Source organism: Aeromonas sp. 102P, from assembly GCF_051920345.1.
Lineage (GTDB): Bacteria > Pseudomonadota > Gammaproteobacteria > Enterobacterales > Aeromonadaceae > Aeromonas > Aeromonas veronii.
Genome location: NZ_JBQBCZ010000001.1, coordinates 4,305,935 through 4,332,564, shown reverse-complemented (window position 1 = coordinate 4,332,564; position 26,630 = coordinate 4,305,935). Strand labels below are relative to the sequence as shown.

The following is a 26,630-nucleotide window of genomic DNA, read 5'->3' as shown; positions in this document are numbered from 1 at the left end:
CGCGCTGAGTATATCGCGTCATGCCGCTGCCGATCCGTGGTGTCATCACACTTTCCATAGTCATGGGTTTCGTATCGAGTTGAGCCCCGCTAGGTGTGTAAACCCACCAGGTTGTTCACAGATTGAAGACGACTGATGGGGGGCTGGTAGCCCAGACTGGCATGAGGACGATGCCAGTTGTACTCATGCAACCACGGTTGCAAGTGCTCTGCCCGTTGCTCTGACGAGTCATAGCTCCGTGCATAAGCCCACTCACGCAGGGCGGTCTGAATGAAGCGCTCTGCTTTGCCATTGGTTTGTGGTGTGTAAGGCTTGGTGCGCAGATGCTTGAGCCCCAGCCGACGACACAGCTTCTGGAAGCGTTTCGACCGGTAACAGGCTCCATTGTCCGTGAGTAGCCGACTGAAACAAATGCCGAGCCCGGCGTAGTAGCGAAGTGCCTGTAACAGCGCCAGGCAGGCACTGCGTCCCGTTTCATCAGGATGCAGAGCGCTGAACGCCACACGGGAGTGGTCATCAATCGCCACATGAACACACTCCCACCCTGCGCCGCGTGAGTCCTTGCTGCGGTCGCCGGTGATACGATGGCCGGGACGGTGGAAACGCCCCAACTTTTTGATGTCCAGATGCAGCAAGTCACCCGGTTTCTCATGTTCATAGCGTTGTACTGGAACAGCTGGGGCCAGATTGGCCAATCGATGAAGTCCCATGCGCTGCAAGATGCGGGCGACAGTACTGTGCCCTATGCCCAGATATTGGCTGATGTGCCGATAGGTCCGTCGCTGCTTGCGCAGTTCGATAATCCTCTGCTGGCGCTGGTCATCAATGGCATGAGGGCAAGATGCGGGTCGAGAAGAGCGATTGTACAAACCATCAGGTCCCTCCTGGCGATATCGAGTGAGCCACTTGTAAGCGGTGCGGATACTGACCCCGGCAGCGTGAGCGGCCTCTTCAACGCGCAGGCCCTGCTCAAGGATACGCTGGACAAGAAGCTGTCGACCAAAGACGGTTAATCGGGCATTTTTATGATTGTTCACTCGGGCACCTCGGATGATTGGTTTGGTTGGTGCCTCCAATTCTCCGGGAATGCCCCGAGTGAACAACCTACAGAGAGATCACAGCTAGGTGCGGGGCCAGTAATGGTTTGACGGTCAGAAGAAACCGCCGTTGTTATCGTCACTGTCGGCCCAGCCGCTACTCTGGCTATCGTCGTCGAGAAAATTGCTGCCAGCATCGGGAGGTGAATCCCAGCCGTCCCAGCGCACCGGTTCCGCATCGACCGGATTGGCGATGGGCGCTGGCTCTATGATGTCGATGATCTCCTCGGGCCGATTGTTGTGAAACAGTCCGCCGATCATATCGGCCAGCATCACGCCACCGGCCACACCGGCGGCGGTTTGCAGGGCGCCCCCTAAAAAGGAGCTGGCACGGGATGCAGGCTGGGCAGAAGCGGTTGCCGGTGGTGGCGTAAAGCGCGGGGGCGGGCTGCTCTCGCTACCAAACAGGCCGGAGAGAAAACTGCCACCACTTGGGGTGCTCTGGCTGGCTTCCAGCTCCTTGACCCGCTCGTTGAGGCGAGTAAGGGCTGCCTGCTGAATTAGCAGCGCCTGGGCCATGTAGTAGGGGGCGTCGGGCTGCTGGGCCAGATGCTGGCGGATCAGCTGATCCGCTTGTGGGTCTCGCTTGCTATCCCTGGCTTGCGCTTGCTTGAGGCGGTCGAACAGTCCATCGATCAGACCCTGTTCCTGTGATTGCATCTCAAATCCTCGCTATGTTGCGCAGACAGTGCGTTTAGCCATCCTAAAACCCGCGGGGCATCAGTGGTATCTGATTAACTCATCAATGACCGAGGGGCAGCCCGCTCTCATCAGCGGGCGGGCTGGTAGTAGTCGAGATACCAGCGGACAAACTCGGCAACACCTTGCTTGAGGGGCGTAGCGGGTCGCAGGCCGGTGAGGGTGTGCAGCGGCTCGCTGTCGGCCCAGGTGGCGTGCATGTCACCTGCCTGCATCGGCAGCATCCGCTTGATGGCGGGCTTGCCGATGGCCTCTTCCAGCGCCTCGATAAAATCGAGCAGCCGCACCGGCTGGCCGTTGCCGATATTGAGGATGCGGTAGGGAGCTGCTCTCTGCTCGCTGGCGTGCCAATCGGAATTGGGGCGGGGCGGCTGATCGGCCACGGCGAGGATCCCCGCGACTATATCGTCTATGTAGGTGAAGTCGCGGCTGAGATCACCGTGGTTGTACACATCGATAGGCTCGTTCGCGAGGATGGCGCGGGTGAACTTGATGATGGCCATGTCGGGGCGGCCCCAGGGGCCGTAGACGGTAAAGAAGCGCAGCCCTGTGGTGGGCAGGCCATAGAGCGCCGAGTATGCGTGGGCCATCAGCTCGCCACTCTTCTTGGTGGCGGCGTAGAGGGAGACCGGGTGATCCACCTGCTGCGCGGTGGAGTAGGGCATCTGATCCACCATGCCATAGACCGAGCTGGAGGAGGCGTAGATGAGGTGCTGAATCCCGTGGTGACGACACCCCTCCAGCACCGTCAGCATGCCGGTAAGGTTGCTGTCGGCATAGGCAAACGGATTGTCGATGGAGTAGCGCACTCCCGCTTGCGCCCCCAGATGGATCACCCGCTCGAAACGGTTGCTGGCAAACAGGGTCGCCATCGCCTCGCGATCCGCCAGATCCAGCCGCTCGAAGTGAAAATGGGGGAAACTGGCCAGCTGGGCCAGCCGCGCCTCTTTCAGACTCACCTCGTAGTAGTCGTTGAGGTTGTCGATCCCCACCACCCGATGACCTGCGGCGCACAGCTGGCTGGCCACATGAAAACCGATAAAACCGGCGACGCCGGTGACCAGATAGATCATGGTTGAGTCTCCGGGTTGCAACTGGTGTTGGCAGGCTGCTTTTGGGCGGGAAGATGTGGTCGCCCGATGGCGTGATAGTCAAACCCGAGTTCGCTGAGCTGGCGCGGGTCATAGAGGTTGCGGCCATCGATGATGACAGGCTGGTTGAGCAGTGCTTTCAACTGTTGGAAATCGGGGGCGCGAAACGCCTGCCATTCGGTGCAGATCAGCAGGGCATCAGCCCCTTCCAGCGCAGATTCCTGAGTGGGGCAGAGCAGCAGATCCGGCCGCTGGCCGTAGATCTGGCGGGCGCGCTCCATCGCCTTGGGATCAAAGGCCTGCACCCGGCCACCGGCAGCCCAGATGGCGGCCAGCAGCGGGCGGCTCGGCGCATCGCGCATATCGTCGGTGCCGGGTTTGAACGCCAGTCCCCACAAGGCAAAGGTGTGGCCACGCAGATCCGGGCCGAAGCGGGTCAGCAGGGTTTGCGCCATCTTCTGTTGCTGGCGCTGGTTGACCTGCTCGACCGCCGCTAAAAGCGGGGCGTCGCAGCCGACACTCGCCGCGGTATGGCACAACGACTTGATATCCTTGGGGAAGCAGGAGCCGCCGTAGCCGCAGCCCGGGTAGATAAAGTGGTAACCGATGCGGGGATCTGCCCCCATCCCCTGGCGTACTGCCTCGATATCGGCCCCCAGCTGCTCGGCGAGGGCCGCCATCTCGTTCATAAAGGATATCTTGGTGGCCAGCATGGCGTTGGCAGCGTATTTGGTAAGCTCGGCGCTGCGCAGATCCATCACTACGATCCGGTCGTGATTGCGGTTGAAGGGGGCGTAGAGGGCGCGCAACTGCTCAAGTGCCCGCTCACTGTCACAGCCGATGATGATGCGATCCGGCCGCATGCAGTCGTTGACCGCCGCTCCCTCCTTGAGAAACTCGGGATTGGCCGCCACCTCGCAGGTGAAGGCCAGCCCACGCACGGCCAACTGCTGCTCAATGTGTTCTCTTACTTGCTGCGCCGTGCCGACCGGCACAGTGCTTTTGGTCACCACCAGCTTGGGGCTGCTCATCAGTCGGCCTATGGTGTCGGCCACCGCCAGCACATGTTGCAGATCGGCCGAGCCATCCTCGTCAGCCGGGGTGCCCACGGCGATCAGCAGCAGGTCGGCGTGTGCCACGCCAATGGCGGGATCGACCGTGAAGCTCAGGCGGCCGCTGGCCAGATGACTCTCGACCAGCGGGGCCAGCCCCGGTTCATAGAAGGGGATCTGCCCCAGCCTGAGGGCGGCGATCCGCTCGTCATCCACATCCACGCAGCAGACCTGATGGCCCACCTCGGCCAGAACGGCGGCCTGCACCAGCCCGACATAGCCTGTGCCAAAAATGGTGACCTTCATGAAAAGTGCCTCGTGCTGTGAATGGGGGATGGCGCGCTTAAACCGCGGCATGCTGCATCTTGGTGCAGCAGGTGTCAATGCCAGATGACAGGCACCAGAATGGGGCGTTCAGCCTGCCTGTTGTGATCCTTTTCACAAAAAATAGACTGGACCCCATAACGAAGCCCTGTGGACAGGGCTCGCAGCATGCCCGCAACGGCAGGCGACAGACACTCTCTCTTTACTTCGCTTGGATACAGGTTATGGACAACACCTCGATTCGCACTGCCCATCCTATTTATGAGGATGTGCTGGCCCTGCTGACGGCGGCCGGCTTTGTTTCCCTCGGCATCTTTCTGTTTCATCAGGTTGGCCTGCTCACCGGCGGGACTGCCGGGCTGGCGCTGTTGTTGCAAAAGGTGACCGGCATCAGCTTCGGCCTGCTGTTTTTCGGCATAAACCTGCCCTTCTATGCGCTGGCATGGCTGCGGATGGGGCCACGTTTTACCTTCAACACCTTCGTCTCGGTGGCGGCGGTCTCCTACATGACCGATCACCTCAACGGGGTGTTGCAGATCGGCAAGATAGAGCCCCTCTATGCGGCGCTGATCGGCGGCACCCTGATCGGCATGGGGCTGCTCATCATGTTTCGCCACAAGTCGAGTCTGGGGGGCTTCAACATTCTGGCGCTCTTTATTCAGGATCGCTTTGGCATCCGGGCGGGCAAGCTGCAGATGGGGCTCGATTGCGCCATTGTTGTTGCCTCGTTTTTCGTGGTGCAGCCCTGGATCCTGGCGCTATCCATCGTGGCGGCGGTTATCTGTAATCTGGTGTTGACACTCAACCACAAGCCCGGCCGTTACCAGATTGCCTGACAAGCTGCGGCAGTGGCTCGATAAGACAAGCGTGACCCGATAGCACGAGGCGGCCTGATGGCCGCCTCGTCTGTTTCTACCCTGATGTTTGTTCGCTGCGCCTAGCTCGCCTGCTCCAGCCTGCTGTCGCCGCTGATAGCGTGACCACCGACGGCGAGCGGGGTGTGGCAGGCCACCTGATGATGGGCCTCATCACACGCCTCAAGCTTGGGCGCCTTGCTTTTGCACAGTTCGGTCGCATGTGGACAGCGCTGGTGGAAGTGGCAGCCGCTTGGCGGCGAGATGGGGGAGGGCACATCGCCGGTCAGCAGAATGCGCTGGCTGCGCCTGCGCGGGTCCGGTACCGGAATGGCGGAGATCAGCGCCTGGGTATACGGGTGGCGCGGCGCCAGATAGAGCGACTGGGCATCCGCCAGCTCGACGATCCGTCCCAGATACATCACCGCAATCCGATCCGAGATGTGTTTGACCACCGACAGATCGTGGGCGATGAAGATGATGGAGAGGTTCATCTCCCGCTGCAGGCTGAGCAGCAGGTTGACGATTTGCGACTGCACCGAGACATCGAGGGCCGAGACCGCCTCGTCGCACACCAGCAGCTTGGGCTTGAGAGCGATGGCGCGGGCGATGCCGATCCGCTGGCGCTGACCGCCGGAAAACTCGTGGGGGTAGCGATCCACCGCACTGCCCGGCAGGCCCACTTTTGCCAGCAACTCCTGCACCCAGCCGCGGCGCTGCTCAGTGTTGCCTTTACCGTGGATGATAAAGGGCTCCTCCAAAATTTGGCCCACGGTGTGGCGGCTGTTGAGGGATTCTGCAGGATCCTGAAATACCATCTGCATCTCCTGGCGCAGGGAGCGCATCTCCTTCGGGCTGAGGGCGGTGATATCGCGCCCCTCGAAGGTGATGGTGCCCGCGGTCGGCTCGAACAGCTTGAGCAGGCTGCGCCCGAGGGTGGACTTGCCGCAGCCCGACTCACCCACCAGCCCCAGCGTCTCCCCCTGCTTGAGATCGAAGCTGATGCCATCCACCGCATGAACCGTATATTGCTTGCGCAGGAAGCCGCCTCCCAGCCGGAAGTGCTGTTTCAGATCCCTGACCGATAACAGAGTGCTCATGGGGTCAACTCCTTCCAGTAGTGACAGGCGACATGGTGGCGCGGATTGAGTTGCTCCACCGCCGGAATGGCGCTGATGCAGAGATCGGTCGCATGGGAGCAGCGGTTGGAGAAGCGGCAGCCAGCGGGCATCTCGTGCAGGGCCGGTACCTGTCCCTTGATGGTCTTGAGCAGGCTCTTGGGCTCATCCTCCAGGCGCGGGATCGAGCTCATCAAGCCGTGGGTATAGGGGTGACGGGGATGGTCAAACAGTTCGAACACATCGGCCTGCTCCACCGCCCGCCCGGCGTACATCACCACCACTTCGTCGCACAGCTCTGCAACCACCCCCAGATCGTGGGTGATAAAGATGATGGCCATCCCGGTCTGGGCCTGCAGCTCTTTCATCAGTTCGAGGATCTGGGCCTGAATGGTGACATCCAGCGCCGTGGTCGGCTCGTCGCAGATAAGCAGGTCTGGCTCGCAGGAGAGCGCCATGGCGATCATCACCCGTTGGCGCATACCGCCGGAGAGATTATGGGGATAGACCGCAAAGCGCTGGGCCGGTTCCGGGATCCCCACCTTCTGCAGCATGGCGATGGCCGCGGCTTTGCGTTGGGCCTTGTCATACTCGGGGCGATGGAGGCGAAACACCTCCATCAGCTGTTCCCCCACCGTCTGCACCGGGTTGAGGGCCGTCATCGGCTCCTGAAAGATCATCGAGATGCGGTTGCCGCGCACCTTGTACATCTGATCCGGTGCAAGCGACAACAGATCTTCCCCCTGAAAGCGGATGGAACCGGCGACTACCTGACCGTGGGGCTTGGGCAGCAGCCCCATGATGGCGAGTGAAGTGACACTCTTGCCACAGCCGGACTCGCCGACGATCCCCAGCGTCTGACCCGGGGCCACCTTGAAGCTGACCCCGTCGAGCACCTTGATCTTGCCGTCATCGACGGCGAACTCCACCTCGAGATCGCGTACTTCGAGGATTGGGGCATGGTGCTGGCCGTTATCAACGGCGAACTCCCACCCGTTATCCGGTACGTCAAGAATGGGGGCCTGGGTGTTGGGCATAACGGCTGCTCCCTTCGCAATGGCCTGAATATCAATGACGTGCATAGGTCTTGTCGAGCAGGTTGATGGGCGCCAGCGCTTCCCCTGCCTCCTTGGCGTTGCGGGTCTCTTCCTTCACCTTGGGATCGAGCCAGAGCAGACCGCCGCTACTGTGAGGATAACCATCCATCGGCCAGTAGAGCAGGTCCGGCGTGTTCTTGGTGGCAGGCACTTCCGGCAGCATCACATAACGCCAACTGCTGGCCCGCACATAGTTGAGCTGCACCCCGGGCACGAAGATGGCGAGATCATAGATACGCTGCTGGATCTGCTGGGAGAGCTTGGCCCGTTTGGCCATGTCGAATTCGACGTTGTAGGCATCGATCAGCGCGTCCAGCTCCTTGTCAGCCACGTTGAACAAGTTGTTGGTCTGCGGTTTGTTGGCGTTGGCGGAGTGGAAAAACTCCCAATATTGCGGATAGAGACCGCCGCCGCCCCAACCGAGCCAGGCCGCCTCGTGTTTCTTCTCCAGCATCACCTTGAAGCCGGTGGCGCCATCCACCAGATTGAGCTCCAGATCCAGACCCGCTTTCTTGGCCTCCTCTTTCAGCACGGTCAGGCGCTTGGAGTGCTCCTGACTGGTGTAGGTGAGCGCCAGCGTCAGCCGCTCACCCTTCTCATTTTGCAGGATGCCGTCCGGCCCCGGCTTGTTGTAGCCGCCCTTGGCAAAGTACTCCCGCGCCTTGCCGATGTCATAAGCCCGCTCCGGCAGCGTGATGTCAGTGAACTCGCCAAAGCCCGAGTCAAAGGTGGTGGCTCTGTCATAGTCGCCGCGCAGCACGGTCTCGATCATCTTGTCGATGTTGAAGGCGTGCTGGATGCCGAGGCGCACGTTCACGTCCGCCAGCTTGGGGTTGGCCACATTGAGGTGAACCCCCTGACCGCCCTGTTTGGTATCGGTCATGGCCATTACCTTCTGCACGTAGCCTTTCTTGTACTCCGGGGTGACCGCTTTTTCATGCCACCAGTTGGGCAGGATCATCTCGAAGGTATCGATCTCCCCTTTCAGGAAGTGGCGGAAGGCGATGTTGTGGTCGCGGATCACCTGCACCTTGATGGTGTCGATGTTGAATCTCTGCTGGTTGTAGCGATCGTCTTTTGCCCACCAATCCTTCTGCTTGCTGAAGGTGACCGACTTGCCCTTCTTGACGTCGCTGATCACGTAGGGGCCTGTGGTGGGCACCACGGCCCAGTTGTACTGCTTCACCCAGTTGGGGGTCAGCTTGTAGTAGTGCTTGGGCTGGGGCCACAGCTCGGTGGTGTTGAGCAGGTCCATCTTGGCCTTGCGGTTGCCCGCTTTGACCATAATGGTGTGGTCGTCGATCTTCTCTACCGCTACCACTTCAGTGGTGTAGTAGTTGTTGAACCAGGGCCCCTTGATGTGTTTGGATCGCATCATCTCGTAACCGAAGGTGTAGTCGTCAGCATTGACTGGCTTGCCATCCGACCATTTGGCGCGGGGATCCAGCTTGAAGTAGACGGTCTGGCTGTCTGGCGCGATGGCCCAGTGGGTCGCCAGCGAGGGGATGGGGTTGCCGGTATTGGGGTGGAAGCTGATGAGCCGCAGCTGGTTATCGAGAATAAAGGAGCGGAACGAACCGTTGGAGTCAGGCCCCACGGTGCGAAACGTCAGCGGAAAGCTCTCCACAAACATATTGAGGCTGCCGCCCGGCAGCGCCTTGGGGGAGGCGAACACAGGATCCGTGTCGTTGGTCTCCCATTTGAGATCCGCGGGCAGGCTGGCCGCCCAGACCCAGGATCCGTTTACCAGCACAAAGAGAGCACCTATCCATTTGATTTTATTCTTCATGTTTGACTTCCAGGTCTGGCCCCTGCACTGGGGGTCTTGATTGATAACGGGATTATCCCTTGCTCCCGGGACCGCCGATGGCGGCGGCCCGTCCTTGATTAATCACTGTTCGTTACCCGACGCCTGCCGATGCGCGCTGGTACCGGCTGGCTTATTGGTAACGGGTAAATTTGCGCGGATCGAACGCCTCGCGGATCGCCTCACCGATAAAGGAGACCATGATCAGCACCAGACTCACCGCTGCCACCACTGAGCTGACGATCCAGATGGCATCCAGATTGTTGATGCCCTGGGAGAGCAGCTCCCCCCAGCTCGGGGTCGGCGGTGCCAGCCCGAAGCCCAGATAGTCGAGTGCTGTCAGGGTGGAGATATTGCCCACCACGGCGAACGGCGCCAGGGTGACGATCATCATCAGGGTGTTGGGCAGGATGTGGTTGAAGATGATCCGCCCGGTGGTCGCTCCTTGTGCCCGCGCCGCCATCACATAGTCCCGCGCCCGCTCCTTGTAGGTGAGGGTGCGCATATACCAGGTGATCCCCATCCAGCCGAACAGCACGTTGATGGCAACAAACAGGCCGAAGTTGGGCTTGGCCAGCGACACCAGGATCATGATGACGTAGAGAAACGGCACCTGGGACCAGATCTCGATAAAGCGTTGCAGGATGAGGTCGAAGCGGCCGCCGAGAAAGCCCATCAGACAGCCGATGGTTACCCCGATGGCGTAACTGGCCGCCAGCGCGATAAAGGCAAAGCCGATGGCGATGCGAAAGCCGTAAACCAGCCGCGCCAGTACGTCGCGGCCGCTGGTGTCGGTACCGAGGAAGTGGCGCTCAGCCGCGCTGGGGGCGTAGGGCGGGTAGGCATCCTCCTTGAAATCCTGCTCGTAGGGATTCCAGGGCACCGGCGGCAGCAGCACCCAGTCGCCCTGGCCCTCTGCGGCAAATTTGGCCTTGAGCTGGCGGTAGTTGGTTTCGTACTCGTAATCGAGCCCGAACTGCTGGCCGGGGATCACATCGCCATAGGTGGGGAAGTGCAGCTGGCCCTGATAGCTCACCATCAGTGCCCGACTGTTGATCAGCAGCTCCGCCAGCAGGGAGAGCAGCACTAGGGTGGTGAAGATGATGAAGGAGTAGTAACCGCGCTTGATCGACTTGAAGCGCTTGAGTTTTTTCAAGGTAACCGGATTGAGCTTCATGGTCAGTCTCCAAACCGCACGCGGGGGTCAACAGAAGGTGCAACGCAGATATCGGAGACGATATTGCCAATCAGCATCAGCATGGAGGTGATGGCCAGAATGCCCATGACGGTGGGGTAATCCCGCTCGACGATCGCCTCGTAACCGAGCAGGCCGATGCCGTCGATGTTGAAGATGGTCTCGATGAGGAAGGAGCCGCCAAAGAAAACGGTGAGCACAGACCCCAGGTGACTGGCGATGGGGATTAGGCTGTTGCGCATGGCGTGGTCTGTGACCGCCTTGCGAAACGGCAACCCCTTGGCCACCGCAGTACGCACATAATCGGCCGACAGGTTCTCCATCAGGCTGTTTTTCATAGTCATGGTGAGGATGGCGAAATCGCCGATGGCGTAGGCGATAAGCGGCAGCAGGGCGTGGGCAAAGACCGTGCGGATCTGATCCCAGCTGCTCTCCATGTACTCAAAGTCGTCTCCCGGAAAACCGCCCATCGGCAGCCACTCCAGATGGAAGGCGAAGACGGTGATGAGGAAGATCCCCACCACGTAGGCGGGCAGGGCATAGGCCATGTAGATAAGCATGGAGCTCAACGAGTCGAAGCGGCTGTTGTGCCTGAGCGCCTTGGCCACCCCGAGCGGAATGGAGACCGCATAGCTCAGCAGAAAGGTTGCCAGCCCGAAGAAGGCGGTAACGGGGAGCCGCTCCTTGATGAGATCCCACACCGGTTCGTAGTAGCGGGTCGATTCGCCCAGATCCAGCACCGCCAGCTTCTGCAGCCACTCCCAGTAGGCGACCAGCATGGGCTTGTCGAGGCCATAGAAGGCCTTGAGCTCCTCGATCTGTTCATCGGAGAGGGCCTGCGCCCCCTTGCTGCCACTGGAGCGGCCAGATTCATTCTGGGAAACCTGGGCTTGCAGCAGCATGCGTTCGACCGGACCGCCCGGCACGAAACGGGTGATGGTGAAGACGAGCAGGGTGATACCGAGAAACGTCGGGATGATCAAAAGCATCCGGCGTAGGAAATACGACAGCATGATGGAACCTCGTCCTTGTGTTGTTCTGCTGCAGCTTGTCACATCCGGTGTATGGCACACATCGTGCTGCTGATTATTGGTAAACATAAACCCAAATCAGATCAATCAAATAATCATGGTTGGAAGGGTAAGGTGCCCTCTTTCACGCCAATAAGCTGCCACCGTCTGTATTGGCTTATCTCCCCGGATGAGACAAACGTTTTAGCTAGGGCTGCAACCGTGACACAAGGTGGCGCAGCGCTGTGGCTGACGGGAGCTCGGGTGGCTCGCTGCCAGGCGGGCCGTGCCATTCATCTTTCTCTTTGCTGCGACTTGCCAGTGTGGCTTTTGCCCTGTTGATAAGCGTCACATCGAAAACGGCTACTTTTAACAAGAAAAGCAACATATGGAAGTTGAAATTTTGGCCGACTCAGGAAAGAATGCGCGCTCGGTTATTGGCGTCGTGGGGCAGGTTGACCCGCCACCGGCAGACCGAGGATGAGACGGCCCCCGGCCCATTTGGTACAGGAAACCACACAGGAATTTTATGAATCCCCTTCGCACTGCCGCTTCGGCCCTTTTATGCACATTTGCGCTGGTCAGCCAGCAGGCTGCCGCTGTCGAGTACCGTCTGCCTGCGGCCAACAGTCGCCTGATCGGTGAAAACCAGGAATACGTGGTGCCTGCGGACAACCGTCCGCTGGAGCAGATCGCTGCTGACTTCCAGCTGGGTCTGACCAACATCATGGAAGCCAACCCGGGCGTTGATCCCTATCTGCCGAAAGCGGGTAGCACCCTGATCATCCCCCACCAGCTGATCCTGCCCAACGCGCCCCGCGAAGGGATCGTCATCAACGTTGCCGAGATGCGTCTCTACTACTACCCGAAAGGGAAGAACGTGGTGGAAGTGCTGCCCATCGGCATCGGTCAGCTGGGGGTAAACACCCCGGAGAACTGGATCACCAAGGTAGAGCGCAAGCGCGCCAACCCGACCTGGACCCCGACCGAGAACATCCGTCGCCGCTATGCCGCCCAGGGCAAGACTCTGCCGGCAGTATGGCCAGCCGGTCCGGATAACCCCATGGGTCTGCACGCCCTCTACATTGGCAACCTCTATGCCATCCACGGCACCAACGCCACCTTCGGTATCGGTCTGCGGGTGAGCAGCGGTTGCGTGCGTCTGCGCGCTGACGACATCAAGTATCTGTTCGACAACGTGCCGGTCGGCACCCGCGTCCAGTTCGTCAACCAGCCGGTCAAGACCACGGTCGAGCCGGATGGCGGTCGCTACATGGAAGTACACGAGCCGCTGTCGCGCACCGAGGAGGAGTTCAACTCCACCGCCTCCGTGCCGCTCCCGATGACACCGGCTATCACCCGCTTCATCGCTCACGCCGAGTCTGACTCCAACGTGGTCAAGCAGGTGCTGGAACAGCGTACCGGTATGCCGACTCGCCTCAATCCCTGATTGAGCAAGTTGGCGGTGCCGCGCGCACTGGCTGAATAAAGAAAACGGCGACCAGATGGTCGCCGTTTTTTATGGGGCATTCGCCGCTTGCTTACTGCACGCAGACCGGACAGAAGGCGTAGGTGCCTTGCGGATCGTTGAAGCGGGTGAGCGGGTCGAGACTGCGGTTCACTTCCACCAATGCCTTGCCAAATCCAGCTGGCAGCCAGCTTTGCAACTGGGGGGCCAGCACTTGGGCACTGCTGTCAAACAGCTGGCGCAGGAACTTGTCCTTGGTGGACTCCTCCTGCTCGATGGGGGTGACCTGCCACTCCTTGAGGTTGGCCAGTTCGGCGGCGGCCTTGATGGCGTCATCCAGATTGCCGAACTCGTCCACCAGCCCCAGGGCCTTGGCATCTTCGCCGGTCCAGACCCGGCCTTCGGCCGCTTTCTCTGCCTCTTCCGGGCTCAGACCACGACCCTTGCTGACCAGACCGATGAAGCGCTGGTAGGTATCTTCCACGCTCAGCTGGATTGCCTGACCGACGTGATCCGGTAGGGCGCGGGTCGGGCCGACGCCGACGTAATCTGTGGTGCCAACCCCGTCGGTATGCACGCCGAACTGGGCCAACGCCTTGTCGATGGTGGCAAACATGCCGAACACCCCGATGGAACCGGTGAGTGTGGTGGGGGAGGCGAAGATCTTGTCCGCATCGGCGGAGATCCAGTAGCCACCGGAGGCGGCATAGCTGCCCATGGAGACCACTACCGGTTTGCCTGCCTGTTTCAGGGCCAGCAGCTCGGCGCGGATCTGCTCGGCGGCGAAGGCGCTGCCGCCCGGGCTGTCGACCCGCAGGACCACGGCTTTGACCTTGTCATCGCGGCGGGCATCGGCCAGCAGGTCGGAGAGGCTATCACCGCCTATGGTACCGGCAGGCTGGACGCCATCCATGATGGCGCCGCTGGCGACCACCAGACCCACCTCATCCTTGCCGCTCTGGGGATATTGTTCCGGAATGGCAGCCAGATACTCTTTCAGGCCGACCCCTTTCCAGCCGTGGTCGTCCGCTTCACCCACCTCTTTAATGACCGCCTGGGTCATCTCGTCGCGGGTGGCCAGCTGATCCACCAGCCCGTTGTCGAGGGCGTAGTTGGCGGCATTGCCACCGGCTTTGCGCAGCAGCTCGAGGAAGCGCTCCTTGCCCGGCGCGACCGCATCGGGTTCGATCTCCCGCAGCTCGGCTACGTCAGCCACATAGGATTGCCACAGCTGATCCAGCCAGCGCTGGTTCGCTTCTTTGCTCTCGGGAGACATCTCGTCGCGGGTATAGGGCTCGACGAAGGATTTGTAGGTGCCGACCTTGAATACATGCGGGGTGATGTTGAGCTTCTCCAGCGCCGACTTGAAGTAGGTCTGGTAGACCCCAAGCCCCTCGATCACCACGGCGCCACTCTGGTTGAGCAGCACGTGATCGGCGTGGGCCGCCAGCAGGTATTGCCCCTGAGTGTAGAAGTCGGCCATGGCGATCACCGGTTTGCCGCTCTCCCGGAAGGAGTCGATGGCACTCGCCACCTCCTGCAGTTTGGTGAAGTTGGCTCCCTGCAGCCCTTGCGGCTTGATCACCAGCGCCTTGATGCGCTCGTCATCCTTGGCACTCTTGATGGCCCATAGCAGGTCGGAGAGGACGATCTCGCTCGGCTGCTCGTCGCTGCTGTCCATCTGACGCAGCAGTTGTACGGTGGGATCTGTCTGGGAGCGTTGCTCCACCAGCACGCCGTTGAGATTGAGAGTCAGCGCGCCTTCGATGGGCGCCTTGGGAGCCTCTTTCTGGCTGACGCTGAAGACGATGACCAGCACTACGATGAGAAACAGCAGATTGACCAGCATCAGCCGGGTGAAATTGAGCAGGCGCCACAGGCTGCGGAACAACCAACCCAGACCTTTGAAAATAGACATAGTCGCGTTATCGCCCTGTTAATGGGTAGAGAAGAGCCATTATTAACCAGTTGCGGGCGAAATTGCCATTTCCGACTGGCGGATCCCGCCTATCTTCGTTCAGGGCACGGCTGTTCGCTGAAAAATTGTCCAAACATTTGTTTGAAAAAGAATTTTCGATTCTTTACTCTAGCCTCAGTTTGATAACAAAAAATTAACTGGAGGCATCGTGAGCCGCTATCCGACCCTGCTGACCCCGCTCGACCTTGGCTTTACCCAACTGCGCAACCGTGTGTTGGGCGTTGTTCCATGCACCCTGGCCTTAAAGAGGAAGGCATCATGAGTCGCTATCCCCATCTGCTGAAGCCCCTTGACCTCGGTTTTACCCAGCTGCGCAACCGCGTGTTGATGGGCTCCATGCATACCGGCCTCGAAGAGGAGAAGGGCGGTTTTGACAAGCTGGCTGCCTTTTATGCCGAGCGCGCCCGTGGTGGAGTAGGCCTTATCGTCACCGGCGGCATTGCCCCCAATCTGCGCGGTCGGCTGGTACCTCACGGATCTCAGCTGAGCTTCCCCTGGCAGGTGAGCAAGCACAAGAAGGTGACCAGCGCCGTGCATCAGGAGGGGGGCAAGATAGCGCTGCAGATCCTCCATGCCGGTCGTTACGCCTATCATCCCTTCAGTCTGGCCCCGAGTGCCCTCAAGGCCCCCATCTCCCCGTTCAAACCGCGCGCCATGAGCGAGCGGCAGATCCGCGGCACTATTCGCGACTTCGCGGCTACAGCAGCGTTGGCCAAGGCGGCCGGTTATGACGGCGTCGAGGTGATGGGCTCGGAAGGCTATCTCATCAACCAGTTCATCTGCGAGCGAACCAACAAACGCACCGATGGCTGGGGCGGCAGCAGCGAAAACCGGATGCGCTTTCCGGTGGAGATTGTCCGCGCCATCCGCGAGCGGGTCGGCACCGACTTCATCATTATCTTCCGCCTCTCCATGCTCGATCTGGTGGAGCAGGGCTCGACTCTGGAAGAGGTGATCGCCCTTGGCAAAGCGCTGGAAGCGGTGGGGGTGACCCTGATCAACACCGGCATCGGTTGGCACGAAGCACGTATTCCCACCATCGCCACCAGCGTGCCACGCGGCGCCTTCAGCTGGGTGACCGCCGAGCTGAAAAAACACCTCAAGGTGCCCCTCATTACCACCAACCGGATCAACACCCCGGAGGTGGCCGAACGCATTCTGGCGGGGGGCGAGGCGGATATGGTCTCCATGGCGCGCCCTTTCCTGGCGGATCCCGAATTTGTCATCAAGGCGGCCGAGAACCGGGCGGACGAGATCAACACCTGCATCGCTTGCAATCAAGCTTGCCTTGACCATGTGTTCAAGCAGAAGCGCGCCTCCTGTCTGGTCAATCCCCGCGCCTGCTTCGAGACCGAGCTGACCTTTGGCCGCGTGCCCCAGCCCAAGAAGCTGGCGGTCGTGGGGGCGGGCCCGGCCGGGCTGGCGTTTGCTTGCTACGCTGCCGAGCGCGGTCATCAGGTGAGCCTGTTCGATCAGGCCAGCGAAATCGGCGGCCAGTTCAACTTCGCCAAGCAGATCCCGGGCAAGGAGGAGTTTCACGAAACCCTGCGCTATTTCGCCAAACGGCTGGAGAAGTGCGGCGTAGAGCTCTATCTCGGCCAGCGTCAGAGCGCCGAGAGCCTGCTCGGCGGCGGTTTTGACGAGGTGATCCTTGCCACCGGCATCCGTCCGCGCACCCCCAATATTCCGGGTATCGAGCATGCCAAGGTGATGAACTACCTCGATGTATTGCGGGATCACAAACCGGTCGGCCAGAAGGTGGCGGTGATCGGTGCCGGCGGCATCGGCTTCGATGTAGCTGAATATCTGGTGGAGAAGAAGGTGGAGATGGATGCCGACGGCCATCGTGATCACTGGCTCAAGGAGTGGGGCATCGACAAGCAACTCGACCAGCGCGGTGGGCTGATCGCCCCCGAGATCGACGCCCCCGAGCGCCAGATCTGGCTGCTGCAGCGCAAGGAGAGCAAGGTAGGTGACGGCCTTGGCAAGACCACCGGCTGGATCCACCGTACCGTGCTCAAGAACCGCAAGGTGCAGATGCTCTCCGGGGTGCAATATCTGCGTATCGATGACGAGGGGCTGCATATTCAGGTGGGCGAGACCAAACAGTGCCTGCCAGTGGATCAGGTGATCATCTGTGCCGGGCAAGAGCCCCTCAAGGAGCTGCAGGCGGGATTGCAGGCGGCAGGCAAGCCGGTGCATATCATCGGCGGTGCGGATGTAGCCGCCGAGCTGGATGCCAAGCGCGCCATTCGACAAGGGGCCGAGCTGGCAGCCATCATCTAGTCAGCCATGCCCTCTATACTGCGATAAACCCCTGAGCTTCAGGGGTTTTCTTCATCCGGTGCTGTGCTAAGGTAGCGCCATCATTGCCCCAGAGAAGGAATTGCCCATGGATGCCCTCACCCTGTTGCTCAATCGCCACTCCTGTGGCCGTCTCGCCGATCCCGCCCCGAGCGGTGAGGTGCTCGACAATATCCTCAAGGCGGGCCTGCGCGCGCCGGATCACGGCACCCTGACCCCCTGGCAGTTCATTCTGTTTGAAGGGGAGGGGCGCGAGCGGCTGGGCAAGCTGCTGGCCGAGGCGGCCCGTGCTCGTGGCGAAGATGAAGAGAGCATCAAGAAGTGCAGCGAAGCGCCGCTGCGGGCGCCCTTGGTCGTCGCCGTGGCAACCCGTTATCAGGATCACCCCAAGGTGCCGAAACTGGAGCAGGAGCTCTCTGCCGGTTGTGCCCTGATGGCGATGCAGATGGCCGCGCAGGCGCAGGGCTTCAACGGTATCTGGCGCTCCGGCTGGTTTATCTTCGATGAGCAGATCAACAAGGGATTGGGACTGGCGGCAGAGGATCAGCTGGTGGGTTTCCTCTATCTCGGTACTCCCATGCTGGAAGCACGCAAACTGCGCGAGCTGCCGCTCGATGAGTTTGTCCGCCGTTTCTGACTTTTCGGCCACGTTGCGGTTGAGAGAAGCAAAGCCTCGAGAAATCGGGGCTTTTCTGTTTAACCGTGAATAGTAACCAGAGAAATTGGGGAAAATAAATGGGTCAAAGAGGCTTCGCGCGCCATAGCAGGTAATTATTTAAATAGTGCGATGTACCTCGCAATCCTGTTGTATTTCACTATGTAAAACGTTTGCGCATTCGCTAATATCTCCCTGCCAGTTTAGAAGGGCACTCCTTCTAATTTTTCTGCGATGAGAGTCGCAATTCCGTAGCACCTTTTAACAGCCCAACGTCTTCGTGACATTGGGCTTTATTTTTATGGGGTGTAGGGGTTGCAGTGAGCTGATGGCGGCATCAAGATGCAGCCCGGTTGGCAGCCTTATGCCCTGTTTTTGGCTGGCAGGATCCGGGCCGGGTTGCCGACTACCCGAATACCGGCCGGTACATCTTTGGTGACTACGGCGCCCGCGCTGACGATCGCCTCCCGCCCTATGGTGACGCCGGGCAGCAAGATGGCGCCGCCCCCAATCCAGACCTTGTCTTCAATGGTAACCGGCAGCGCCGTCTCTGTTCCCTGAATCCGTTCATCGGCCTCCAGCGCATGGGCTGCGGTATAGATCTGCATGTTTGGCCCAATCATCACATGGGCGCCGATGCGAATGGGGGCATTGTCCAGCAGGGTCGCTCCCATATTGATGTAGGAGTCCTTGCCCAGGTGGGTGTGGTGGCCATAGGTGCAGTAGAGGGGCGGGCAGATAAAGGCGTTCTCTGCCAGTTCGCCAATCAGCTCCGCCAGTAGTGCCCGCTGCTCAGCCTCCTCTTCCGCCTGATTGAAACGGCGATAGTGCCGTGCTGCCTCCCGGCGCAACTGGGCCAGCTCGGGTGCCATGCAGTTGTACGGTTGGCTGCTGATCATCTTCTGGTATTCGATCATGAAGGTTGCTTTCCTTTATATGCCAGGGACTTGGATATTGGCGCCAATACGGCAGAAGTAACGTGATCACCCACCCGATATGGGCAGAACCAGGTTGGCAGGTTTGCCTTCGGCAAAGGCCAGCACATTCTCGAACGCCACGCGAAAGTAGAGTTCGTAGCTGTTTTGCTCCACATAGCCGAGATGAGGCGTTGCCAATACATTGGGCAGGTGCAGCAGGGGCTCGTTTTGTAGTGTTGCCGGCTCGATGTCAAATACATCGAGCGCGGCCCGTTTTCCAGGATGGGTACTTAGCTCTGCATAGAGGGCGTCCGGCTCGATAAGTTCGGCACGGCTCGTATTGACCAGCAGAGAGTCAACTTTCATGCGGGCCAGATCTGCGCGGGTAACAGCGCCGCGGGTTGCCTCGCTCAGGCGCAGATGCAGCGTGAGGATATCGGATTGACTGAAGAGAACCTCCTTGCTGGAGGCGCAGGCATAGCCATCCAGCTCGGCCTGCCTGCGCGAAGCCTCACTGCCCCATATCAGTACCGACATGCCAAATGCCTTGCCATAGCGGGCGATCCGCTGGCCTATCTTGCCGTAGCCCCAGATGCCGAGCGTCAGCCCATGCAGCGTGCGTCCCAAACCGAGGTCACCAGATTGCTGCCATTGGCCTTGGCTTAACGCCTGGCTGTAAACAGGTATATGGCGGGAGGCTGCCATGATGAGCGCCCAGCAGAGCTCGGCGGGAGCAATAGGGCTGCCGATCCCTTCTGCCACGGCAACGCCGTACTGCTGGCACAGTGCCGGGTCGATATGCTGGCTGACTTTGCCGGTCTGGCTGATGAGTTTAAGGGTGGGAAGCCGCATCAGCAGCTGTTCGTCGATGCAGGTACGCTCGCGGGTCAGCACCAGTGCTTCCATTCCTTCCAGCAGGGTGGCAAGGCGCGTTGTATCGGGTTCGCTCTGGTTGAGGATGGTGACGTCATGACCCGCCAGCAGGGCAAAGCAGGGGAGGTGGCGCACCTGATCCTGATAGTCATCCAGAATGGCAATCCGCATAAGAAATCCTTCTCGGTTGCGTTGGCTCGGACCGCTATCTTACCGGAATAAAAGGTGTCTGTTGTTTTCAAACGAACACAATCAGAAGGGAGGGCGATCAAGCCCATGTCCACGGACCGGGAAGAGCCTGACAGGCCAAAACAATCAGGGCCCCCGAATGGGAGCCCTGATGGCATGAGGTTGGCGTCTATGTTGCCCGCGTTTAGCCGTGTTTGCGGCCGGAGAGGCGGCACCACTCCTCCTTGACGGCGGTCGGGTCCATCTCGAACCACTGACCGTAGATAGTTTCCAGCTCCGGGGCTTGGCTTTCCAGCACGCCGGAGAGGGCCATCAGGCTGCCCGCTTTGCCGTGACCGGCGATAAGTGGAGCCAGTTCGCGCAGCGGGCCGGCCAGGATGTTGGCGACCACCACGTCCGCTTCGACATCTTGCGGTTGGTCGGCTGGCAGATAGAGCTCAATCTGGTCGGCGACGCCGTTGCGCGCGGCGTTGTCGCGGCTGGCCTGAATGGCCTGCGGGTCGATGTCGATGCCGATGACGCGGGCGGCACCCAGTTTCAGGGCGGCGATGCCGAGAATGCCGGAGCCACAGCCAAAATCGACCACGGTTTTACCGCTCAGATCCAGCCCGTCCAGCCACTGCAGGCAGAGAGCTGTGGTGGGGTGGGTACCGGTACCGAAGGCCAGACCCGGATCCAGCATGACGTTGACCGCATCTGGGTTCGGCACATCGCGCCAGCTCGGGCAGATCCAGAGGCGCTCGCCAAACTGCATGGGGTGGAAGTGATCCATCCACTCGCGCACCCAGTCTTTGTCTTCCAGCTGCTCGACCTTATAGCCGACGTCTTCACCGAAGATTTGCTGGAAGAAGGCGATGGTGGGAGCCGGATCAGTTTCGGCATCGAACAGCCCCATCACTTCGGTCTCACCCCAGAGCGGGGTTTCACCGGGCATGGGTTCGTAGACGGGCACATCCTTGGCATCCATAAAGGTCACCGCCTGGGCTCCACGCCCCAGCAGCATGTTGCTCACCTTGTCTGCGGTCTTGGCAGTGGCGTTGATTCGAATTTGTATCCAGGGCATGGCGTCGACTCTTCATAAATGTGAAACCGCGAGATTCTACCATCATGGGGCAGTGCTGTCGTGGTTTGCCCATGACGTGGAGGGATTCGGGGGCTTTTGCCGGATTGGCACGGTTCCTGTATTGCTCTATGCAGGCGAAGACGACCGGTTTTCGCTGAACGCTTTGCTCAAGTTCCGTCATCTTTCACTGCCACCCTCGGGTGGCATTTTTTTATCTGCACTTGTTTGCCTGGTAAACAGTCTGCCAGATAAAAAAAGAGCAAGGTCGGCACCTTGCTCAAGGACGGGCTGACGCCGTTTTGGCGCATTCATGCTGCTGTTGGCACGCCAGATGCAAAGACTAATATGTCCTGCATAAGGATATGTGTGTGATTGTTACCCCAATGTTCAGGTATTCAGGCCATTTCTCGCGAAATGGCCTCTTTTTTGGCTGATTGTCGGACGTTGGCCTGCCACAGGCAGTCATGAGTGCCGCTGGTTGTGCCCGTTTGGGGCATCTCCTTGGTGAACTTATCCCATCATGGTGCGTTTGAGGGCCTAGTTGGCAAAGCCGCTCATGTCGATCACCAGCTTGCCTACCATGCGGCCTGCTTCCACCTCGGCATGGGCCTGAGCCAGCGTGACCGGGCTCAGTGACGGGATGGTTCTGGTCAGGGTGGTCTGCAATACCCCTTCATCGACCAGTGCCGCCACCCGGCCGAGCAGGCGGTGCTGTTCGATCATGTCCGGCGTCTGGAACAGGGAGCGGGTGAACATGAACTCCTGGCTGAAGGTGACGCTCTTGCTCTTGAGCAGGGAGAGATCCCACGGCTCGCTTGATTCGGCGATGGTGCAGATATGGCCAAACGGGCGGATCAGCCCTGCCATGGTGGCCCAGTGCTCGGCGGTGGCGTTGGTGCAGAAGATGGCATCGATCTGAGTGATGCCAAGGGCGGTCAGCTCCTCCTGCAACTTGTGGTGGTTTACGACCTGATGGGCGCCCATCTCGAGGCACCACTCGCGGCTCTCGGGGCGGGAGGCGGTAGCAATCACCTCCATACCTGTGAGTTGGCGGGCCAGCTGGATGGCGATGGAGCCCACGCCACCGGCGCCGCCGATGATCAGCAGTTTGCCACGGCTTTCGCGGGTAAGAGCGAAGCGCTCGAACAGGGTCTCCCAGGCGGTGATGGCGGTGAGCGGCAGGGCGGCGGCCTCCACATCGCTCACGCTGGTGGGGGCGATGGCGGCGATACGCTCATCCACCAGTTGCAGGGCGCTGTTGCTGCCCGGGCGGCTGATATCGCCGGCATACCAGACCCGGTCGCCCGCCTTGAACAGGGTCACTTCGCTGCCGGTGGCGATCACTTCCCCCACCGCATCCCAACCCAGTACCCGGGGCGAGCTTTCAATTTTGGCCTTGGGGGAGCGCACCTTGGTATCCACCGGATTGACGGAGGTGGCGGTGACCCGCACCAGCAGATCCCGCGGACCCGGAACCGGATCGGGCAGGTTGGCGGCGATGAAGCAGTCGGGGTGGTCGCTTGGCAGATAGTGAGTCAGGGCAATGGCTTTCATGGTTTTTCCTTTCAAATCGCTGTGTTCGGGATTGCCACTCACTCTAGTCTGGTTGATTATCAAGATTAAGATGGGTAATTGGTAAAGACTGTTTGAATATATGAACAATGTCGTTCTGGAGTTGATGGGACTGTTTGCCACCGTGGTGGAGCAGGGAAGCTTTACCCGGGCCGCCGAGCTGCTTGGTATGCCCAAGTCATCGGTGAGCCAGAAGATCTCGCGGCTCGAATCCCAGCTCGGGGTGCGGCTGTTGCAGCGCACCACCCGCAGGTTGAGCCTGACCCCGCAGGGGGAACTCTATGTGGAGCACTGTCAGGGGCTGCTGGCACTGGCCCGCAGTGCCAATCTGGCGATGGCACGGCTGCGCTCGGCCCCGGCGGGGCGGGTGCGGATCACCGCCCCCGAGGCGACCGGCACCCTGCTGCTTGGCCGGATCCTCGCCGAGTTTCGCGCCCTCTATCCCGAAGTGGTGCTGGAGCTGACCCTGAGTGACGATCAGCTAGATCTGGTGGGGGAAGGTTATGATTTGGCGCTGCGGGCGGCGCCGCTGAAAGACTCCAGCCTCATCTGTCGGCGTATCGGTCAGGTGGCGCGTCATCTGGTGGCAGCGCCCGCCTATCTGGCGGCCCACGGCATGCCGCAACAGCTGAGCGAGCTGGGCCGCTATGCCTGTCTGGTGCACTCGGCCATGCCGGTGTGGCCATTGCAGGAGGGTGGCTGGCGGCCGCAGGGGGCCTGTGTCAGCAACAGCTTGCTGGCGCTGCGGGAGATGGCGCTTCATGACGGGGGGATTGCCCTGTTGCCCCACCATGTCTGTGAAGGGGATTTGGCGGCGGGGCGGCTGCAGAAGGTGTTGCCGGATCAGCCCATTCCGGCCAACCCGTTCTACCTAATCTATCCGAGTCGGGAGCATCTGGCTCCCGCTCTGCGCACCCTGATGGATTTCGTGGCCGAGCGGTTGCCGTTCGCTTGAGTTACCAGCTGCTCTGGCTGGCCGACTCCTGATTGGGTTTGAGGCCGAGGGGGACCGACTGGCGCTCCGCCAGCATGCGGATCTGCCCTTCAATCAGGCTGGCGCTGGGGCCCAGCACCAGCACCAGCTGGTGGTCGTTGAGCTGGATCCAGGAGAGGCAGCCCAGGCCCAGCAGGCGGGATTGATCCACCAGTGAAATATCGCGCACCCGCAGGCTGAGGCGGGTGATGCAGACACTCATCGCCACCAGATTGTCCATTCCGCCCAGCACCTTGAGATACTGGATCGCCAGCATCTGCGGGTCTGAGGGGGCAACGCTGGCAAGGCGCGGATGCTCCACTGCGATGGGCTTGCTCGGCATGCTGAGGGGGGCGCGCTCCAGCAACTGATAGAACAGCAGGGTGTAGGCGACGAAGAACAGGATACCGACCGGAATGAGCCAGAAGCTGTGCTCCCCAGCCTGATAGCTCAGCACCAGATCCAGCAGACCGGCGGAGAAGTAACTGCCCACCTTGATCCCCAGCCCGCTACAGACAGCGAGCGACAGTCCGGTCAGCAGGGCGTGGGCGAGAAACAGCCAGGGGGCGGTAAAGGCGAACAGAAACTCGATAGGCTCTGTGATACCTACCAGTGCCGAGGTGAGCGCCAGGGTGAGTAGCAGCCCGCCCTGTGGCAGTCGTTGCATCCGTTGGCGGTGCAGCCAGATGGCAAAACAGGCGCCCGGCAGGCCGAACATGATGATGGGGTAGAGACCGGCCACATACCCTTCATGAAGGGGTTGGGCGGTGGCTAGCGCCTGCAGGTTGCTCTCGCCAAGGCCGATGACGCTGCCCAATACCTGATGGAGCCCGAGCGGGATCAGCAGCCGGTTGAGGGTGCCGTAGCAGAAAGCGCCAAATGGCGTGGTAAGCAGCTCGGAGGTGAGCAGGGTCAGCCCGCGCTCCAGTGGCGGCCACAGCAGCGAGAGGGGGATGGCGATCAGCAGGCAGGCCAAGGCCGACACCAGCAGGCTGGGAAACTCCCCCCTGGCGATCTGCAGCCAGCGGGGCAGCGTTTGCTGGTGAACCCAGGGATAGATAATGGCGGTGGTGAGTCCCGCCAGCAGGCCGCAGATCATGTCGGCGTGCAGGTTGGGGGCCAGCGTATTGAAGGCGGTGCTGAGCAGCAGGAAGTTGACTGCCCCCGCCAGCGTCTGCCCGCCCAGCTCTTGCCGACTCAGGCCAAAGGCGATCGCCACCGCATAGATAAGCGGCATCTGGCTGAAGATCGCCTGACCGGTGAGGGAGAGCACCGCCAAATCGAGCACGTCGGGTTGACCAAGCCGGTATATCAGCGCCGCCATCGGCAGGATGGAGACGGGCAGCAGCAGGGCATAACCGAGCCGCTGCAGGGCTTGAGTAACGACTTGTCGAGTGGCTTTAACGGGCATACAGCGGCTACGTTCTGTGACTTGGCGCACAGTTTAACCGGAAAACACCTATTTGGGGATAGTTTTGGAACCCCTAATTTATATTTTTATTATTTCTGCCCGAAAAGCTCGCGCACTTCCCGCGATGGCGGTGCCGTCAGCAGGCTGACCGTGATAAAGACCACCAGCGCCAGCGTGAGGCTTGGCACGATGGCGTGCAGGCCAGCCAGCTTGATCCCCCACTGACTCAGTACCCCATAGCTGACGATGCCGCTGACCATGCTGGCCAGTGCGCCCGGGCCATTGGCCCGCGACCAGTAGAGGCCGAGCACCAGTGGCCAGAGGAACACCGCCTGCAGACCGCCAAAGGCGAGCAGGTTGAGCCAGATGATCATTTCGGGGGGCTGCAACGCCGCCAGCAGCACCAGGGTGCCGAGGATCAGGGTACAGAGCAGGGAGAGGCGCGGAATGCGCACCTCCAGCTTCTCCTGCTTTGGACTCAGATAGTTGAGATAGAGATCCTTGACCAGAGTGGCGGAGGCCTGGATCAGCTGGGAGTCGATGGTGGACATGATGGCCGCCATCGGTGCCGCCAGAAAGACCCCGGCCAGCCAGGGGGGCAGCACTTCCATCATCAGGGAGGGCATGATCTTGTCCGGGCTGTCCATGCCCGGCAGGATGGCGCGGCCAAGGGCACCCGCCAGATGCATGCCAAACATCAGCAGGGCGCTGACCACGGTGCCGATCAGAATGCCGCGATGGAGCGCCTTGCTGTCGCGATAACCAAAGCAGCGCAGCGCCGAGTGGGGCAGCCCCACCACCCCGACACAGACCAGGATCCAGAAGCTCAGCATAAAGGGCTGGGTCAGCATGTCGCCGGCCCCCTGCGGGCTCACCAGTTTGGGATCGATCTCCCTGAGCTGGTGGATGAGGTTCGGCAGGCCGTCACCGGCAATCAAAATCCCCGCCAGCAAGGCGCCGGTGCCGATCAGCATGATGATCCCCTGCAGGGCATCGGTCATCACCACGGCGCGGAAGCCGCCGATGATGGTGTAGAGCAGTACGCAGCTGGCAAACAGCATCAAGCCCTGCTGGTAGGAGAGGCCGGTGGCGGTCTCCAGCAGGCGGGCGCCGCCGATAAACTGCACCACCATGGTCGCGATAAAGGCGAGGATGATAGTAATAGAGCCGAGGATCACCACCGCCTTGCTCTGGTAGCGGGCCCACAGCATGTCGTTGATGGTCACCGCATTGACCCGGCGGGCGATGATGGCGAACTTCTTGCCAAGCACCCCCAGAGTGAGCCAGACGGTGGGCAGCTGGATCATCGCCAGCAACACCCAGCCCAGACCGATCTTGTAGGCCGCGCCCGGCCCACCGATAAAGGAGGAGGCCGAGGTGTAGGTAGCCACTAGCGTCATCGCCAGCACCAGACCGCCCATGCTGCGGTTGCCGATGAAGTACTCCTGCACGAAGTTGCCTTCTGCACGATGGCGGCTGGCCCAGAAACCCACCCCCTGCACCAGCACCAGATAGATGACGAGCGGCAGCATCAACTCAAGATTCATGGGATGACTCCTTGCCGGAAGGGGAGTGGGTATCGAGGGGGATCTCCACAAACAGCCGGTTCACCATCAGGGCGCAGAGCAGAATGAACAGCAGCGGCATCACCATGCAGCTGAGCAGGAACCACAACGGCAGCCCCCACAACTCCAGCTGGAGCGGGATAAAATAGGCGGTGCCATACCAGGCAAAGAAGTAGAGCAGGGTCAGCAGCAGGCAGAAAGCTGCTTCCCGGCGGGCGAGAGCAAAACGGTTCACCTTGGCCTCCGACAAATTTGAGGGGCGCAAGGATAACAAAAAAGGGCCATGTCGCCATGGCCCTTTTTCAGCAGAGGCTCCTT

22 protein-coding genes are annotated in these 26,630 nt (G+C 60.6%); 5 read left to right on the top strand and 17 right to left on the bottom strand.

Annotated elements, in window-relative coordinates; genetic code table 11:
• Positions 1-89: 89 nt before the first annotated feature.
• The 4 genes from ACTG1K_RS20285 to ACTG1K_RS20270 all read right to left on the bottom strand — a co-directional run bounded on the left by ACTG1K_RS20285 (position 90) and on the right by ACTG1K_RS20270 (position 4,245).
• On the bottom strand, positions 90-1,037 hold the full coding sequence (locus ACTG1K_RS20285) for an IS481 family transposase (protein WP_440006533.1): 948 nt from the start codon (positions 1,035-1,037) through the stop codon (positions 90-92).
• 114 nt (positions 1,038-1,151) lie between these two features.
• Positions 1,152-1,757: a DUF2076 domain-containing protein gene (locus ACTG1K_RS20280; RefSeq protein ID WP_331377837.1), complete on the bottom strand. Its 606-nt coding sequence runs from the start codon at positions 1,755-1,757 to the stop codon at positions 1,152-1,154.
• A 110-nt stretch (positions 1,758-1,867) separates the two neighbouring features.
• Complete coding sequence (locus tag ACTG1K_RS20275) at positions 1,868-2,869, bottom strand: NAD-dependent epimerase (RefSeq protein ID WP_267516917.1); 1,002 nt, start codon at positions 2,867-2,869, stop codon at positions 1,868-1,870.
• Positions 2,866-4,245 (bottom strand): UDP-glucose dehydrogenase family protein, encoded by a 1,380-nt coding sequence (locus ACTG1K_RS20270; protein WP_440006530.1) that lies wholly within the window; start codon positions 4,243-4,245, stop codon positions 2,866-2,868. Before ACTG1K_RS20270 ends, ACTG1K_RS20275 begins: the two co-directional genes overlap by 4 nt.
• Positions 4,246-4,487: 242 nt before the next feature.
• Here ACTG1K_RS20270 and ACTG1K_RS20265 point away from each other — a divergent pair, with 242 nt between their 5' ends.
• Complete coding sequence (locus ACTG1K_RS20265) at positions 4,488-5,099, top strand: YitT family protein (protein ID WP_005349421.1); 612 nt, start codon at positions 4,488-4,490, stop codon at positions 5,097-5,099.
• A 101-nt stretch (positions 5,100-5,200) separates the two neighbouring features.
• Here ACTG1K_RS20265 and ACTG1K_RS20260 read toward each other — a convergent pair whose 3' ends face one another.
• The 5 genes from ACTG1K_RS20260 to ACTG1K_RS20240 form a co-directional block, all read right to left on the bottom strand.
• The gene (locus ACTG1K_RS20260; RefSeq protein ID WP_149153518.1) at positions 5,201-6,217 is read right to left on the bottom strand and encodes an ABC transporter ATP-binding protein; all 1,017 of its coding nucleotides are present in this window, start codon (positions 6,215-6,217) and stop codon (positions 5,201-5,203) included.
• Entirely contained in the window at positions 6,214-7,272 is a 1,059-nt protein-coding gene (locus ACTG1K_RS20255) for an ABC transporter ATP-binding protein (protein ID WP_440006528.1), read from the bottom strand. The genes ACTG1K_RS20260 and ACTG1K_RS20255 overlap by 4 nt, the downstream gene beginning before the upstream one ends.
• Positions 7,273-7,303: 31 nt before the next feature.
• On the bottom strand, positions 7,304-9,121 hold the full coding sequence (locus ACTG1K_RS20250; protein ID WP_440006526.1) for an extracellular solute-binding protein: 1,818 nt from the start codon (positions 9,119-9,121) through the stop codon (positions 7,304-7,306).
• A gap of 151 nt (positions 9,122-9,272) precedes the next feature.
• Complete coding sequence (locus ACTG1K_RS20245) at positions 9,273-10,316, bottom strand: ABC transporter permease (RefSeq protein WP_335820513.1); 1,044 nt, start codon at positions 10,314-10,316, stop codon at positions 9,273-9,275.
• Between the two features lie 2 nt (positions 10,317-10,318).
• Entirely contained in the window at positions 10,319-11,347 is a 1,029-nt protein-coding gene (locus tag ACTG1K_RS20240; RefSeq protein ID WP_440006524.1) for an ABC transporter permease subunit, read from the bottom strand.
• 526 nt (positions 11,348-11,873) lie between these two features.
• On the opposite strand from ACTG1K_RS20240, the gene ACTG1K_RS20235 reads away from it, so the two are divergent.
• Positions 11,874-12,794 carry a L,D-transpeptidase family protein gene (locus tag ACTG1K_RS20235; protein ID WP_005338927.1) on the top strand — a complete coding sequence of 307 codons (921 nt, stop codon included), beginning with the start codon at positions 11,874-11,876 and terminating at the stop codon, positions 12,792-12,794.
• 91 nt (positions 12,795-12,885) lie between these two features.
• Here ACTG1K_RS20235 and sppA read toward each other — a convergent pair whose 3' ends face one another.
• Positions 12,886-14,730 carry a signal peptide peptidase SppA gene (gene sppA, locus ACTG1K_RS20230; RefSeq protein WP_374884560.1) on the bottom strand — a complete coding sequence of 615 codons (1,845 nt, stop codon included), beginning with the start codon at positions 14,728-14,730 and terminating at the stop codon, positions 12,886-12,888.
• A 318-nt stretch (positions 14,731-15,048) separates the two neighbouring features.
• Between sppA and ACTG1K_RS20225 the strand changes: the two genes are divergently transcribed.
• Entirely contained in the window at positions 15,049-17,076 is a 2,028-nt protein-coding gene (locus ACTG1K_RS20225; protein ID WP_429150552.1) for an oxidoreductase, read from the top strand.
• A gap of 106 nt (positions 17,077-17,182) precedes the next feature.
• Positions 17,183-17,731, top strand: a complete 549-nt coding sequence (locus ACTG1K_RS20220; protein ID WP_005338924.1) for an NAD(P)H nitroreductase — start codon at positions 17,183-17,185, stop codon at positions 17,729-17,731.
• 380 nt (positions 17,732-18,111) lie between these two features.
• Here the strand turns inward: ACTG1K_RS20220 and ACTG1K_RS20215 are convergent, their stop codons facing one another.
• The 4 genes from ACTG1K_RS20215 to ACTG1K_RS20200 form a co-directional block, all read right to left on the bottom strand.
• Positions 18,112-18,666 carry a sugar O-acetyltransferase gene (locus tag ACTG1K_RS20215; protein ID WP_440006521.1) on the bottom strand — a complete coding sequence of 185 codons (555 nt, stop codon included), beginning with the start codon at positions 18,664-18,666 and terminating at the stop codon, positions 18,112-18,114.
• Positions 18,667-18,732: 66 nt separating this feature from the next.
• Positions 18,733-19,710 carry a D-2-hydroxyacid dehydrogenase family protein gene (locus ACTG1K_RS20210; protein WP_440006519.1) on the bottom strand — a complete coding sequence of 326 codons (978 nt, stop codon included), beginning with the start codon at positions 19,708-19,710 and terminating at the stop codon, positions 18,733-18,735.
• A 202-nt stretch (positions 19,711-19,912) separates the two neighbouring features.
• Positions 19,913-20,791, bottom strand: a complete 879-nt coding sequence (gene prmA, locus ACTG1K_RS20205) for a 50S ribosomal protein L11 methyltransferase (protein WP_236357094.1) — start codon at positions 20,789-20,791, stop codon at positions 19,913-19,915.
• 537 nt (positions 20,792-21,328) lie between these two features.
• Positions 21,329-22,345, bottom strand: coding sequence for a zinc-binding alcohol dehydrogenase family protein (locus ACTG1K_RS20200; RefSeq protein WP_429150549.1), 1,017 nt, complete (start codon positions 22,343-22,345; stop codon positions 21,329-21,331).
• Between the two features lie 100 nt (positions 22,346-22,445).
• Here ACTG1K_RS20200 and ACTG1K_RS20195 point away from each other — a divergent pair, with 100 nt between their 5' ends.
• Complete coding sequence (locus ACTG1K_RS20195) at positions 22,446-23,318, top strand: LysR family transcriptional regulator (RefSeq protein WP_429150547.1); 873 nt, start codon at positions 22,446-22,448, stop codon at positions 23,316-23,318.
• Between the two features lies 1 nt (position 23,319).
• Here the strand turns inward: ACTG1K_RS20195 and ACTG1K_RS20190 are convergent, their stop codons facing one another.
• From ACTG1K_RS20190 to ACTG1K_RS20180, 3 genes are all read right to left on the bottom strand, one after another.
• Positions 23,320-24,747, bottom strand: coding sequence for a PTS transporter subunit EIIC (locus tag ACTG1K_RS20190; protein ID WP_064338677.1), 1,428 nt, complete (start codon positions 24,745-24,747; stop codon positions 23,320-23,322).
• Positions 24,748-24,836: 89 nt separating this feature from the next.
• Positions 24,837-26,294, bottom strand: coding sequence for a sodium/pantothenate symporter (panF, locus tag ACTG1K_RS20185; RefSeq protein ID WP_440006516.1), 1,458 nt, complete (start codon positions 26,292-26,294; stop codon positions 24,837-24,839).
• Positions 26,284-26,547 (bottom strand): YhdT family protein, encoded by a 264-nt coding sequence (locus ACTG1K_RS20180; protein WP_005338912.1) that lies wholly within the window; start codon positions 26,545-26,547, stop codon positions 26,284-26,286. The genes panF and ACTG1K_RS20180 overlap by 11 nt, the downstream gene beginning before the upstream one ends.
• Positions 26,548-26,630: the final 83 nt, after the last annotated feature.